At 39.3% G+C, this 14,663-nt stretch carries 12 protein-coding genes; 6 read left to right on the forward strand and 6 right to left on the reverse strand.

Annotation, left to right across the window (positions count from 1 at the left end; all coding sequences use genetic code 11):
- The first annotated feature begins 47 nt into the window (after positions 1-47).
- Positions 48-1,760, forward strand: a complete 1,713-nt coding sequence (locus M23134_RS04590; RefSeq protein ID WP_002694235.1) for a T9SS type A sorting domain-containing protein — start codon at positions 48-50, stop codon at positions 1,758-1,760.
- A 58-nt stretch (positions 1,761-1,818) separates the two neighbouring features.
- On the opposite strand, the gene M23134_RS04595 is transcribed toward M23134_RS04590, so the two are convergent.
- The gene (locus tag M23134_RS04595) at positions 1,819-2,823 is read right to left on the reverse strand and encodes a zinc-binding dehydrogenase (protein ID WP_232296773.1); all 1,005 of its coding nucleotides are present in this window, start codon (positions 2,821-2,823) and stop codon (positions 1,819-1,821) included.
- Positions 2,824-2,974: 151 nt separating this feature from the next.
- Between M23134_RS04595 and M23134_RS04600 the strand changes: the two genes are divergently transcribed.
- Positions 2,975-3,457: a DinB family protein gene (locus tag M23134_RS04600; protein WP_045112998.1), complete on the forward strand. Its 483-nt coding sequence runs from the start codon at positions 2,975-2,977 to the stop codon at positions 3,455-3,457.
- Position 3,458: 1 nt separating this feature from the next.
- Here M23134_RS04600 and M23134_RS04605 read toward each other — a convergent pair whose 3' ends face one another.
- A complete protein-coding gene (locus tag M23134_RS04605) occupies positions 3,459-3,956 on the reverse strand; it encodes a Fur family transcriptional regulator (RefSeq protein ID WP_002694238.1) in 498 nt (165 codons plus the stop codon).
- Positions 3,957-4,105: 149 nt separating this feature from the next.
- Here M23134_RS04605 and M23134_RS04610 point away from each other — a divergent pair, with 149 nt between their 5' ends.
- Entirely contained in the window at positions 4,106-5,071 is a 966-nt protein-coding gene (locus tag M23134_RS04610) for a zinc metalloprotease HtpX (RefSeq protein WP_002694239.1), read from the forward strand.
- A gap of 9 nt (positions 5,072-5,080) precedes the next feature.
- On the opposite strand, the gene M23134_RS04615 is transcribed toward M23134_RS04610, so the two are convergent.
- Positions 5,081-5,995, reverse strand: a complete 915-nt coding sequence (locus tag M23134_RS04615; RefSeq protein WP_045113043.1) for a mechanosensitive ion channel family protein — start codon at positions 5,993-5,995, stop codon at positions 5,081-5,083.
- Positions 5,996-6,311: 316 nt separating this feature from the next.
- The gene (locus M23134_RS04620) at positions 6,312-8,639 is read right to left on the reverse strand and encodes a sodium-translocating pyrophosphatase (protein ID WP_002694242.1); all 2,328 of its coding nucleotides are present in this window, start codon (positions 8,637-8,639) and stop codon (positions 6,312-6,314) included.
- A gap of 575 nt (positions 8,640-9,214) precedes the next feature.
- On the opposite strand from M23134_RS04620, the gene M23134_RS04625 reads away from it, so the two are divergent.
- The gene (locus M23134_RS04625; RefSeq protein WP_002694243.1) at positions 9,215-9,685 is read left to right on the forward strand and encodes a hypothetical protein; all 471 of its coding nucleotides are present in this window, start codon (positions 9,215-9,217) and stop codon (positions 9,683-9,685) included.
- Between the two features lie 148 nt (positions 9,686-9,833).
- Here the strand turns inward: M23134_RS04625 and M23134_RS04630 are convergent, their stop codons facing one another.
- Together M23134_RS04630 and M23134_RS04635 are read right to left on the reverse strand one after the other, a co-directional pair.
- Positions 9,834-10,898 carry a PorP/SprF family type IX secretion system membrane protein gene (locus M23134_RS04630; protein WP_045112999.1) on the reverse strand — a complete coding sequence of 355 codons (1,065 nt, stop codon included), beginning with the start codon at positions 10,896-10,898 and terminating at the stop codon, positions 9,834-9,836.
- Between the two features lie 438 nt (positions 10,899-11,336).
- Complete coding sequence (locus tag M23134_RS04635) at positions 11,337-12,095, reverse strand: biotin--[acetyl-CoA-carboxylase] ligase (RefSeq protein ID WP_002694245.1); 759 nt, start codon at positions 12,093-12,095, stop codon at positions 11,337-11,339.
- Positions 12,096-12,134: 39 nt separating this feature from the next.
- Here M23134_RS04635 and rsfS point away from each other — a divergent pair, with 39 nt between their 5' ends.
- Together rsfS and ftsH are read left to right on the forward strand one after the other, a co-directional pair.
- A complete protein-coding gene (gene rsfS, locus M23134_RS04640; RefSeq protein ID WP_002694246.1) occupies positions 12,135-12,536 on the forward strand; it encodes a ribosome silencing factor in 402 nt (133 codons plus the stop codon).
- A 36-nt stretch (positions 12,537-12,572) separates the two neighbouring features.
- Complete coding sequence (gene ftsH / locus M23134_RS04645; protein ID WP_002694247.1) at positions 12,573-14,663, forward strand: ATP-dependent zinc metalloprotease FtsH; 2,091 nt, start codon at positions 12,573-12,575, stop codon at positions 14,661-14,663.

A 14,663-nucleotide genomic window follows, 5' to 3' on the forward strand; every position in this document is an offset into this window, starting at 1 on the left:
ACTACAATCTGCATATTTTAATACTCATATATATTACACTTATAAAAATGAAAAATGTAAAACTACTGCAATGGGTTCTCATTGCAATGTTGATCTCACAAACTGTGGTGGGTCAATCTACCCCGCCTAGTCGTTTGGATATAATGAAACACTGGGCTCCCCAAATATTTCAAGATACCCGCAACGATAAAGTTGGATTAAAAGTTGGGTTTTGGTGGGTTTGGTCACATCAATACTATCAAGGGCATGACTTTATCATCAAGTATGACTATGACAAAGACTGGAACCTTGACAACAATCGCTCAATGGCGGCTACCAATAGTTATAATCCCAACCTGATTGCCAGTGTTTATGGAAATTATGCCGAAACTGATACCCATATTTTCATAGAGTATGGTTTTTATCACGCTTATGACGATGCCATCATCAAGGCTGATAGACACTTGCACGATTGGGAAGGAGCCACAGTATGTATTCAGAAAGATGGTACACCTTATGGTAAGTTTAGAGCCATGACCACCATTTATCATAGTGAAGGAAAGCGTTATACAGCAAACCAAATCGCTTTTAACGGAAGCCACCCTCAGGTATATGTGTCATCTAATGGCGATGTAATCAATAGTTGTTTTGATACAGGTGCTCATGGGCATGGGGTAGAGGCATACCGTGCTGGGCAACACTGCACAGGCAGCGATGCCATAGTATATAACATAGGTGATGTAGGGCAGGCACCTGTACATACAGGTGGAGGTGCTTTCAAGCATCACTATAATTATAGCCTGGTAGACAAAGAAGAACTGGTGACAAAAGGAGTAAGGGGGGCAAGTCACGATTTTGCTTCAGACTTTGCCAACAAATTTTCTTTCTTGAAAACCGAAGCTGCTTACAGCTACAATTATGTTTATCATCCATACCGTGGAGCCAAGTCATTGTCTGGCTTTCAGACCAAACAGATTGGTTCTTCAACTAAACCCAGTTATGCTTATGCCTACAAAGGCGTGTATACAGTGGTAGGAGCAGGTGATGATATTTGGAATGCCAGTGATCAGTTTCGTTATGTATACCAACCTATCAATGGCGATGTAGAGATAACTATCCGTGTGTACGATTTGCAGGAAAATATAGACAACTGGGCAAAAGCAGGCATTATGATCCGTGAAACCTTGGCGGCTAACTCTAAACATGCTTATGCCTTATTATCATCTGCCAATGGAACGAACTTTCAGAGTCGTACCAGTACTGGTGCAGGAAGCATCCACAACTCAAGAATAGAACAATACCAACAGGTATGGCTAAAGCTCAAAAGGGCTGGCAACTTGTTTACAGCCCATTACTCTACCAATGGTTCAGGGTGGAGTTTTTTAGGACAGCAATACATTGCTATGAACTCACAAGCTTATGTAGGGTTGGCGGTTACCTCACACAATACAGACAGACAATGTGTAGCCGTATTTGACCAATTGCAGATCAGTACAAGTAAAGGGGCGTTATTGCGTAAGAGTCAGCACTTAGAGGGAGAAACATCGCCAAACACATTAAGTATCTACTCGCACCAAAACAAATTATACGTCAGAGCAAACGGCACCGATGTAAGCGGGAGCCAAGTGTTGTTATACACTTTGTTGGGGCAAAAAGTGTGGAGGTCAAGCTTAAGTAAAAATGCTCTTCAGCACTTTGTTTTGCACTTAAAGCCTGGAATATACTTGGCAAAAGTACAATCGTCCAACGGTGTAGTGGTTCAAAAAATAGTGATAGAATAATCAAAATATATGGTTGGATAGTGCAAGACTATCCAACCATATCATTTAATAAAACGTGTTATACTTCAATCACGAGTTTACCCAACTGTTTGCCTTCATGCATTTCATCAAAAGCACTTACTACCTCATTTAATGGACGAGTTGAGCTAATCATAGGTATTATTTTATGATCGCTAACAAACTGTACCATCGCTTCAAACTCTTGGTCATTGCCCATTGTAGAACCTTTGATGTTTGCCTGCGCAAACCAAAAACGGGGCAATTGCAAAGTAACCTTAGTGCCTGCGGTACCCCCATATACCACCAAAGTTCCGGCAAGATTCAGGCTTTTAGCCAAAGCTTCAAACCCTTTGCCTCCTCCACTGTCTATAATTACGTCAAAGTTACCCCCAGCCTGTTTTACCAAACTCTTTTCCCATTTATCTTCCTTATAGTTGGCTGTTCCGTCTGCTCCGGTGGCTTTCATTTTTTCCAGTTTTTCATCACTACCTGAGGTTACAAATACTTTGCACCCCAGTGCTTTGGCAAACTGAAAAGCAAACTGTGAGACGCCTCCACCAATACCAGTTACCAATACCCTGTGTTTGGGTTTGGCTTCCCCCTTGGTAAATACTGCCCGATAAGCTGTAAGAGCGGCTAAAGGCAATGCAGCAGCTTGTGCAGCGCTTAGGTGAGCAGGTTTTTTGTGTAGACGATGGGTAGGTATTACTACATACTCAGCTAGAGTGCCATCGGTAGGCATACCCAAAATAGAATAGTTAAATGACTGAAAGCGAGGATCATCGCCCCAGTTTACATTGGGATTCATAATGACTTCTTTGCCTACCCAGGTTTGATCAGCGTCATCGTGTACTTTTTCTACTACACCACAACCATCAGACCCCAGTATGGAAGGGTACTTTAAGCCTGGATACATTCCAATTCTACTCCATTGATCACGGTGGTTAAGTGCCGCTGCTTTTATTTTTATCAATGCTTCACCTGCTTTGGGTTCGGGTACTGGTACCGATTGCAGTTCTATTTTTTCGTTTTCTACCAGTACCAGTGCTTGCATATTTGCCATATTAATTTTTTGATTAAAACTAATCAACCCTATAGGTTGCCGATTTGTTTTTCTGTGTTTAATTTCAGGCAAGGTATTAAAAAATGCCGAAACACACAGGGGTATATTTTATGCCTTTTTTGTATCAAAGCAAACCAAGATACTGAAAGTTATGAACACAGAAATCCAACGAATCAAACATGCTTTTAAAATGGAATACAATGGATCACCTTGGCATGGTAGCTCATTGCTTGAGTTGCTCAAGGGGGTAGACTACTTGCAGGCAAGGAACCGAATTTTCCCTAATAGCCATTCTATTTGGGAATTAGTACAACATATATATAATTGGCGGGAGTTTGTTGTAAAAAAAATGGAAGGAGACAGTGAATTTGATATTGTATTAAATACAACGCACGATTGGGCAAGTATTCAGGTACCTACAGAAGAGGCATGGCAAAAGCTGCTATCTCAATTGGCAGAGAGCCAGCAAATGATTGTAGAAATGCTGGGTGGTTGGCTCGACGACCAACTCAACGACCAAGTGCCAGGGAAGGATTATACTTATTACACTTTATTGCATGGCATGATCAAACATGATATTTACCATGCTGGGCAAATAGCGATGACTCGTAAAATGTTAACCATAGGAGGATAGCTTAGGCATCAGAGGGTATTTGGGGTGTTGTATTGGCAGAAGCTGCTTTTTTTTGTTCGCAGGCTTCACAAATACCTCTAAAAACCAAGGTATGGTAGGCTATGTCAAATTTATATATATCTTCTACCATTTGTTGGATATTTTGCAAACGCGGGTCACAAAACTCAAAAATCTGCTTGCATTCTATACACACCAAATGGTCGTGTTGACGGTATTGGTATGCTTTCTCATACACCGAAAAATTAGCCCCAAAATGATGACGTTTTACCAATCCACATTCTATCAATAGCTCTAATGTGTTGTATACAGTAGCTCTGCTTACTCTATAGTTTTTCTCTTTCATATTTACATACAGAGAGTAAGCATCAAAGTGTTCAATGTTGTATATTTCTTCTAAAATGGCAAACCTTTCCTGAGTTTTACGCATTTGCTTTTTTTCAAGAAAATCGGTGAAAATTTGTTTGACTTCTTGTTGATTTTGAGCGGAGGAATGAGTCATTGTGTTTATGTTGATTTAGAATGTAAAACTACAAAAATATATTTATTTAGACTAATTCTATATAATATAGGAAAAGTTTCACTTAAACCAAACCCCCATTTGTACAGTTAACATAGTATATTTATTAATGAGCAAAAAATAATGATTACATGCTTGCAGAAGAAGTTATAGGACAACATAAAACTCGAAACCAACTGCATACACTGATACTTTTTGTTAGTATGCTGAGCTTAATAGCATTGCTGGGGTATTTATTGGCAGGGCAATTGGGAGTTATTGCTTCAGTTATTATGGGCATTCTCTTAATGGCGTTGGCTCCTGGTATTTCACCTGCTTTAATTTTACGCATGTACAAAGCCCGTCCAATTGACCCCTACAACGCCCCTAACTTGCATAAAATAGTGCAAGTATTGGCCAAAAGAGCAAAACTAAAGGCCGTGCCTAAGCTATACTATGTACCTAGCACTATGATGAATGCTTTTGCGGTGGGTACCCCCCAAAGTGCCCATATTGCAGTAACTGATGGACTACTAAAAACTTTGAACTTAAGAGAGTTAGCCGGAGTGTTGGCGCATGAAGTAAGCCATATAAGCAATAATGATATGCGTGTAATGAGTGTGGCCGATATGATGAGTCGCCTTACTGGGTTGCTGTCCAATATTGGACAAATCCTACTTATTATCAATTTACCCTTATTATTGGTAGGTGAAGTAGGAGTTTCCTGGTGGGCAATTTTATTGCTTATATTTGCATCTCCTCTGGTAGGTTTGCTTCAGTTAGCTTTGTCGCGTACCAGAGAGTTTAACGCTGATTTGCACGCAGCATTGCTTACCGATGATCCCATGGGTTTGGCACTTGCCCTAAAAAAAGTAGCGTATTACAGTAGTAATCTGCTTCGGCAAATTATTGTACCAGGCTATAAAGTACGAGAGCCCTCTATTTTTAGAAGCCACCCCAATACTGAAGAGCGAATAGCCCGCTTACAGGCAATGGAAGATAAAGGGGAACCCGTCTTTCAGTTATCTGAAGAAGAAGCCTCTCGTGTGCTGTTTGAAAAGTATGCCCACATGCTGGCCTCTCGCCCCCGTTGGCGACCTGGTGGATTTTGGTATTAGCAGACCAGGTTACTTGTTGGCAAATACTTGCTTGAGCTTATTTACATTTTCATTGTCCACAGTCAAGTGTACATCTCGCTGTGGAAACGCTATAGTAATGCTTACTTCACGGAAAAGCTGGTCGATAATAAATCTCAAGTCACTTTTTACAATTTCGATATCCCAAGTGTTGGCTGTCCAAAAGTGCAACTCAAAGTTGAGGCTATTGTCGCCAAAGTCTTTGAAAAGTACATAAGGTTTTTCAAGCTTGGGGTGTAGCTCTGTGTCTATGACTATGTCTTGGTGGGCATAAGCAGACTGGATTAATTTTTCTTTGACTAACTCTACATTAGACCCATAAGCTACTCCTACAGTAATTTGAAAGCGAGTAGCAGCACTATGGTTGCTGCTCCAGTTAATCACATTGTCAGAAATAAACTTAGAGTTAGGTACAATGATTTCTATCGAATCGCGGGTTTCTACAGTAGAGGTGCGAATGCCAATAGAGTTGATGCGACCTACAGTAGAGTGCATTTCTACCATATCGCCTACTTTTACTCTGCCCTCAAACAAAATAATTAGTCCTGAAATAAGGTCGTTGGCGATTTGTTGCAAACCAAACCCAATACCTACAAACAATGCTGTAGACCCAGCAAAAATAGCTGAACCAATGTGCAGTCGATTGAGCATAATAGAAATGGCAATGGTATAAATCACGTATTTGGTGATTTGTAAAATGGCAAATCGTTTCCCACTATCTATAGACTTGACTTTTGCTAAACGACGTTCTAACAGCCTTTTTGTGATAGAGATGAGTAGTCGGGCACTGGCATAAATAATAATTAATACGAATAAGTCTACAAGAATACGGCTGACTGTTAAGTCTTTGTAGCCTGGAATGGGGGTATAGTTGAGAAAATCCTGAAAGTTGGCTAAAATACTCATAGAGGCGGTGTCATTTTGTATAATGGTGATGTGTCTGATATGCACCAAATTTGATAAAAATGGGCATAGTACATTGAAGTTGCTGTTTATAAGGGGTAACCCAAAAAGCAACCTATTGTTTGAGTACATTTGTTGTGCTCAAGTACTCTTCATACAATATTTGCCAGTAGGCAAGGTGTATAATAATTTATTATGGCTATTAACTCTGAGGCATAAAAATAAAAAAGCCTGAAACAAAGTTCAGGCTTTTTAAAAAAAATGTATGAATGATGTAATAAAATCCCTTAAAATAAGGACTTTATGCTATAAGATAGGCTTATTGTGCCACTTTAGCTACTGGGTATTTTTTTACATCATCTTTTTTCAAAACGATTTCTTTTTTGATTTCAGGTTTTACCTGGGCTGTTTTCTTAGCACTGGTAGTTGCCAAGTAAGGAGCAATTACCAAAGCGACCACTGACATTAACTTAAGCAAGATGTTCAATGAAGGTCCAGAAGTATCTTTAAAAGGATCACCTACAGTATCGCCTACTACAGCGGCTTTATGAGGATCAGACCCTTTATAGAACATTTGATCTTTACCTTGTACCTTTATTTTTACCCCTTCTTCAAACATTTTCTTGGCGTTATCCCAGGCACCACCAGCGTTAGACTGGAAGATGGCCATCAATACTCCTGCTACAGTCACACCAGCCAATAGACCTCCTAACATTTGAGGGTCACGTCCGGCAAACTTAGCACCAAAACCAATAAGAATAGGGGCAAAGATGGCTACTATGCCAGGCATTACCATTTGTCTGATAGATGATTGAGTTGAAATAGCCACACACTTGTCAAACTCCGCCACACCATCTGCTTTTTCAAAAGTTTCTCTGTCTTTTTCATCCCAATCTTTCATTTCTTTGCCTTCGTTTTTACGCATTACACTAAGCGCAGCTTTGAGGGCAGGAATATCTTTAAATTGACGACGTACCTCTTCAATCATAGCCATAGCAGCTTTACCCACTGCTTGCATAGCCATAGCCGAGAATAAGAATGGTAACATTCCTCCAATGAATAAGCCCGCCATTACATCAGGGCGAGAAACATCAATGATACCAATACCCGCAGTTACTTTAAATGCACTAAACAAAGCCAAGGCAGTCAAGGCAGCAGAACCAATGGCAAAACCTTTACCAATGGCAGCAGTAGTATTACCTACAGCATCCAGTTTATCTGTTCTTTGGCGAACTTCTTTTGGCAACTCACTCATTTCAGCAATACCACCTGCATTGTCAGAAATAGGTCCGTAAGCATCTACTGCTAACTGAATACCAGTGTTGGCTAACATACCTACCGCAGCAATGGCAATGCCATACAAGTTGGCCAATTCATAAGCACCAATTACAGCAGCTGCAATAATAATGATAGGAATAGCTGTAGAGTACATACCTACGCCCAAACCAGCAATAATATTAGTAGCAGCGCCTGTAGATGATTGTTGTACAATTGACTTTACAGGGCCAGTACCAGTGCCTGTGTAGTGTTCAGTGATCAGGCCAATAAATAAACCAGCCAAAGCACCTATGATTGTAGCAAAAAATACGTTCGTAGAGGTATAAGTGAATTCTGCAGCCCCAAACCCTGTAGTCCACTGGGCAGGCAATACGTTGGTAATAAGGAAATAAGATAAAACAATCAAAATGCCCGTAGAGCCAAACTCACCAATATTAAGCGCACGTTGTGGGTTTCCTCCTTCTTTTACTCTTACCATAAAGGTTCCAATAATAGAAGTAATAATACCCAAGCCAGCCAGCATCAAAGGCAATAACACTGCAGATAAACCCCCAAAACTATCGCCAAAGCCAGCAGGAGAGATAAAAGCAACTCCTAATACCATAGTACCAATAATAGAACCTATATAAGATTCAAATAAGTCGGCACCCATTCCAGCTACATCCCCCACATTATCACCTACATTGTCTGCAATGGTGGCAGGGTTCAAAGGGTGATCCTCAGGAATACCAGCTTCTACTTTACCTACCAAGTCAGCCCCTACATCGGCAGCTTTAGTATAAATACCTCCCGCTACACGAGCAAATAATGCAATAGAAGAGGCACCAAAAGAAAATCCTGTCAATACATTGATTACCACAGTTAATACTTCAGCTTTGTTGGCAGCTGCTCCTACATTCCATACCATAAAATAAACAGCGAACAAAGAGCCTAATCCTAAAAGAGCCAGACCAACTACCCCCAGTCCCATTACAGAACCTCCGGTGAAAGCGATTTTTAAGGCGTGACTTAAACCAGTACGAGCAGCGTTGGTGGTACGAACATTTGCTTTGGTAGCTACACGCATGCCTATAAACCCTGCCAATGCTGAACATACAGCACCTATAACAAAAGACAAAGCAATAAGTGGCGAACTACCTGCTGGAGCAGTTATTCCTAAGACAATGGCTACTCCTATTACAAAAATTGCCAATACTTTATATTCAGCTTTAAGGAAAGCCATAGCTCCAGTAGCAATATTCTTAGCTATACGTTTCATCTTGTCAGTGCCTTCGTCTTGCTTGGATACCCAGGCAGACCTAAGAAATGTGAAGAGCAACGCCACAAGTCCGAGTAAAGGGACGGTAAATATTATGTATTCGGGTTTCATGTAAATTCTTTTATTTTTTCGGTATTACTTATACTAAATATAATATTAATGAAGGCGCAAATATAGAATAGTAATTCAAAAAAATGGTATACTAACATACTAAAAATGAGATTTTTTCGTAGTCTGCCATTACTGAAAATCGTTTTTTACCTAGTTTTTTTTGGGTAAAATCATTGATCTGCAAAATTTTCCATCTTCTAAATACTCAAATCTTAAAATATTATATACTCCTTGTTATTGTTAAGGAATGTATGGGATAAGTACAATTTTGTGTTGTTTAGAGACTTGAGCCATGGCGCCTTCATCAAATAATATTTTGCTACATCTAAAACTGCATTTAGTCGCTTTTATGGCTTATTTAGTCGAATAATAGTGACTGTTGATGTGGTGAAGCCGTTTGGGGAAATGAACAGTGTGACAGAGAGCAGTGGTGATGGAATAATTAAATTTTACAATTCATCACCCAAAAAATGATTGCATTTTATTCATGTTTTCTGTACAACTTATTAAAAGTATTCACTATTTTTAAAATACTCTAAATTTGATTGAATTTATACTCTAAACCTTATCGAACAATGACAAATAAAAAAACACTCATCACATTATTGGTATTACTTACATTTGTAGTAGGTAATGTAATGGCCCAAGGACGCAAAGGAAAAGGTAAATGGAAAAAGAAAAGTGCAGAAGAAAGAGCTACTTTATTGACCAAACGAATGACTGGTCCTTTGAAGCTGACTGCCGACCAGCAAACCAAAGCGAAAGCGATTCACTTAACGGCTGAGAATCAGATGACAACATTGCGTGCTGATAAAAAAGCAGGTAAGTTGACTAAAGAAGATGCCAAAGCTAAAAGAAAGGAAATTAACAAAACGCGTCGTCAAGGCATCAAAGGTTTGCTTGATGACCAGCAAAAAAAGAGATACAAGAAATGGCGTAAAAACAGAAACCGAAAAGGCAGACGTAAAGGTAAAGGAAAGAAGGGCAAAGTAGGCAATGATAATGACAACGATAACGATAGTGACGATGACAACGGAGGAAAATAAACGTTGATAATATTCAAACAAAAACCACTTGAAGCTTGAGCCTCAAGTGGTTTTTGTCTTTATAATGCTTGGTAATGTGATGTAAAATGGAAAAAATCAAGTAATCTAACAAAAGGTGATACTTGCTTGTTGAGTTGTGTAGTTTTAACTATAAACTAGGACAAGGTAAGCCTCCACTGAGTTTTCTTTTAACCCCCCACTTTTCGGATGATATAAAGTTAATACGCAAAGAAATTTCGTGCACCCCAGTAGTAGCAGCGTTAGTAAGCTTAGAAATAGTAAAATCATAGCTGTAGCCCAACGAAAAGTTTCTAAGCCTAAGCCCTGCCATGGCAATTAGTGATTCGTTGTTAGACACCAACTGATCCACCTTTTTGATAGGTAAACCACGATAAAACAAACCTAATGTAAAAGGTGAGTAGGTCCAGTAAACACCAGCATCTAATTGATCAAAGCCTCCCTGATGTTTGTATAATATGGTAGGGCTGATACTCATTTCTCTATAGCCAGAACGGTACTTATCGCGCCAGTTATCCGATTCTCCAATAGGTATTTTTACTCCAGCTTGTAATGTATACCTGATAGGCAGCCTGGATTCTCCTTCGGCATTTGCCAAAAAGCTTTGGTTAGGACGGGTAAGGTTATGGGCAGAAAAGCCTAACCACATGTACTCATCGTACAACAATGCACCAGCTGCTACATTGGCATAATTAACGCCACCTACAGCCGTAGTAGGATCATTACTGGTGGTTGATATTATTCCGTTATTATCAAACTGATCGCCAAAAGTAAGGTTAGACACACTACTTCTTAGCACATAAGATCCTTGCAAACCCATTCGCAGCATTTTTGGCATTTCTATCCCAAACAACCACCATTGTCCCAAGTCCATTTCATAAGCATATTGTAAACCCACATCTTGTGTAGCTGTACCTCCATTACTTATCTCGTCATAGGTGTATATAAGCCCTATACTACTATTGAAGTTTTCAAAATAATGGTCAAAAGACCCAGAGTAAGTAGTAAAAGAGGCATCTAAACCTTGCCATTGACGGCGGTAGTTAAGCACCAAACGAGGTGTGTGATCTGACCCGGCAAATGCAGGGTTGATATACAGCGGTGCAGCATAATACTGAGAAAACTGGGCATCTTGTGCCTGTGCTTTACACAGTATTAGCAACATAAAAATCAAAAATGTACACCTTTTTAACATAAGCACTTTTTATTTTTAATATAGTAATATTTTTGATTGCTTGAATTTGGGTAATTCCTGAGGTATGAGCGTTTGTTTAATGTTTTATAAAATGGGCTAAAAAAGTGATTTTCAGGTGCTGACACCAAGCAGTACTTTTACCTGTCACTTTGGTTAAGAGCAAAGGTATACTTAGTCAGTTCAACAACTTGTACTATTTAACTCCAGAGAAAAACTTAAGCTCCTACTAGAAAATATAGCTAAGGAACAATGTTCAAAATAAGTGTCGAGATTGAGGTCATAAACTCAAGGCTGACTGAGGCACTTTTTGCGGGCAAGGCAACATCCGGGGGATGTTGAGCCAGACCGTGGGACGGTACCACGGACAATAAAAGTAACGAAAGTCAGGAAAGAGGATATGTTCTAAACCGGACAGTTATTGCGATCACGTTCCTAAACTTAGTAAATAAAAGCTATTTCTTTAAAATTATAAGCTTTTACTTCTTGTGTTTCACCCTCTACCAGTAAACGACCATATTCATCAATTCCTACAATTTTTCCTTCAAATAAAACGTCGCTTTTAAAAGTATATTTCTTGTTGCATCTAAATAAACAACCTAAATACTCATTTTTCAAGTCATTCACCTGGTATTGCCTCAGTCTCAGGTACGTTTCTTCTATAGATTTCAACAATTTGGGTATCAATTCTTCTAATGAATAATGTTGTCCAGTTAGAAGTTTTAACGAGGAAGCCTTTGGGGTTTGAAACCCCCCTTGGTTAATGTTGAGTCCTATACCTATAATTGCATGTTCTATGTACTGTCCTTTAATGACGTTTTCAATCAGAATTCCCCCTAACTTATAATGTTTATACAAGATATCATTAGGCCATTTGATTTTTAATTCGTCATCTAGATATTGATTTAAAAAATTGTATATGCCTAGTGAAATGGCTATATTCAAGTGAAATTGTTCACTTATTTTTAGAAAAGTCGGACATAATACAATAGACAATGTCATGTTTTGATAAGGCTCCGATTCCCAACGATTCCCCATTTGTCCCCTCCCCGCAGTTTGCTCCGAAGTAAGGATGACTGTCCCCTCAACAACTCTCTCTTTTGCTGCCAAATTGCGAGCATAAGTGTTAGTTGAGTGACAGGTTGGCAGGTGTATGACAGGTTTACCTACGAATAATGTATTGAGTGTAAGGTTATGCAAATATTTTTTGTAATTTTATGGCAAAATTAACTATAAAGGATGAAAATAACTAAAGTAGAGCTTAGTTCTAAGGAATTAAGCAAAATTGTAGTAGAAGGGATGTTGGAAAAGAAGGCGTTGGACGTGGTGGTGCTAGATCTAAAGAAAATCAATCAATCAATAGCTGACTACTTTGTCATTTGTTCTGGGAACACTGTAAATCAGGTAGATGCAATAAGTGAATCAATTGAAGAAGTAGTGTATAAGCATATTCAGGAGAACCCCTGGCACAAAGAAGGCAAGGATAACAAGGAATGGATTTTGATGGACTACGTGAACGTTGTGGCGCATGTATTTCGTAAAGACAGACGAGACTTTTATGCATTGGAAGATTTGTGGGGGGATGCAATTGTTACGAAGATTGACCCTGATAATGACCCAAACAATATATATAATTATTAAGTTAATTAATATCCAATAATGAGGATGTAAAAAACAATGAGCAAAAACAATAATCAAAAAAAGAAAAAGCTAACTCCCAATAACAATAAGACACCCCAAAGGTCAGGCTATCAGTTTTGGTTGATTACGGTGTTGATTATTCTTATTGCAGGAATTGCCTATTTCAGTAAAAGTAGTTCGGCTATAGAAATTACTAATCTGAAATTTGATAAAATATTAAGACAAGGTGATGTAGCCAAAGTTGTTGTTGTTAATAAAGAAATTGTAGAGGTAACGCTTAAAGCCGATTCTCTTAAAAAATATGATAAGCTTTTAAAAGAACAACGCTCACCCTTAGGGTCAGGTCGTGGACCACACTTCAAGTTTCACATTTTATCTGGCGAATCTTTCGAAAAACGTTTCAGAGAGGTGCAGGATGAAATGATAGCAAGTCAGCAAATTGCTGAAAGCGAACGCATAGGTTATGAGTCAAAGCAAGACTCAGACTTCACTGGTTTTATCCTCAATTGGGGGTTCCTGTTTTTAATGCTGTTTGGTTTGTGGTTTTTAATGCGTCGTATGACTGGCGGTGGTGGTCCAGGTGGACAAATTTTTAACATTGGTAAGTCTAGAGCTGCCTTATTTGACGCCGAAAATCGGGTAAAGATTACCTTTAGCGATGTTGCTGGGTTGGAAGAAGCCAAAGAAGAGGTAAAAGAAATTGTAGATTTCTTGAAGCACCCCACCAAATATACCAGCTTGGGTGGTAAAATACCCAAAGGCGCTTTGTTAGTAGGCCCTCCTGGTACTGGTAAAACCCTGTTAGCAAAAGCAGTGGCAGGCGAGGCTGGTGTGCCATTTTTTAGTTTGTCAGGTTCCGACTTTGTAGAAATGTTTGTAGGAGTAGGAGCTGCACGAGTGCGTGATTTGTTTAAACAAGCTAAAGAAAAAGCACCTTGTATTGTCTTTATAGATGAGATTGACGCTATTGGACGTTCACGTGGGCGTGGACAAATGCCAGGGTCAAACGATGAAAGAGAAAATACCTTGAACTCGTTATTGGTTGAAATGGATGGTTTTTCTACCGATTCAGGGGTGATTATATTGGCGGCTACCAACCGTCCCGATGTTTTAGATTCTGCTCTGATGCGCCCCGGACGATTTGATCGTCAGGTGTCTATTGATAAACCTGATATTATTGGTCGTGAGGCTATTTTCAAAGTACACTTGAATCCTTTGAAACTGTCTGATGATGTGGATTCGAAAAAACTAGCTGCTCAAACTCCTGGTTTTGCTGGTGCAGAGATAGCCAATGTTTGTAACGAAAGTGCTTTAATTGCTGCCCGTAAAGATAAAAAGGCAGTAACTATGCAAGACTTTCAAGATGCCATTGACCGGGTAATTGGTGGTTTGGAAAAGAAAAACAAGCTTATCTCACCTAGTGAGAAAAAAATTGTAGCTTATCACGAAGCTGGACACGCAGTAGCAGGATGGTTTCTAGAGCACGCCGATCCGTTGGTAAAAGTAAGTATTGTGCCTCGAGGAATCGCGGCTTTAGGGTATGCTCAGTACCTGCCTCGTGAACAATTCCTGCATACCAAAGAGCAATTGATGGACGAGATGTGTATGACATTAGGTGGACGTGCTGCTGAAGACCTGGTGTTTGGCAGAGTATCAACGGGTGCTTTAAGCGACCTGGAGCGCATCACTAAGATGGCTTATGGAATTGTGACAGTATATGGTATGAATGATAAAATAGGCAATGTCTCTTTTTATGATTCTAAATCAAATTCTGAATATTCTTTTACCAAGCCTTACTCAGACGATACGGCTAAAACTATTGACGAGGAAGTAAGAAACTTGATTGCTGAATGTTATGACAGAACCAAGGCTTTGCTTACTAATAAAAAGGATAAGTTAGAGATTATAGCTCAGGAGTTATTGTCTAAGGAAATTATTTTTCAAAATGACTTGGAAAGACTGATTGGTAAAAGACCTTTTGAGAACGAAACTTCTTATGAGACCTACACCAAACACACCAATGGGCAGCATGATGATAAAAAAGAAGGTGAGAGTAAGATCGTCAATGAAGTAGTGCAGGAGAAAAAAGTAGACGAAGATGATCAACAATCGGATAATAAAGAATAA

Origin of the sequence: Microscilla marina ATCC 23134, from assembly GCF_000169175.1 — a bacterium.
Taxonomy (GTDB): domain Bacteria; phylum Bacteroidota; class Bacteroidia; order Cytophagales; family Microscillaceae; genus Microscilla; species Microscilla marina.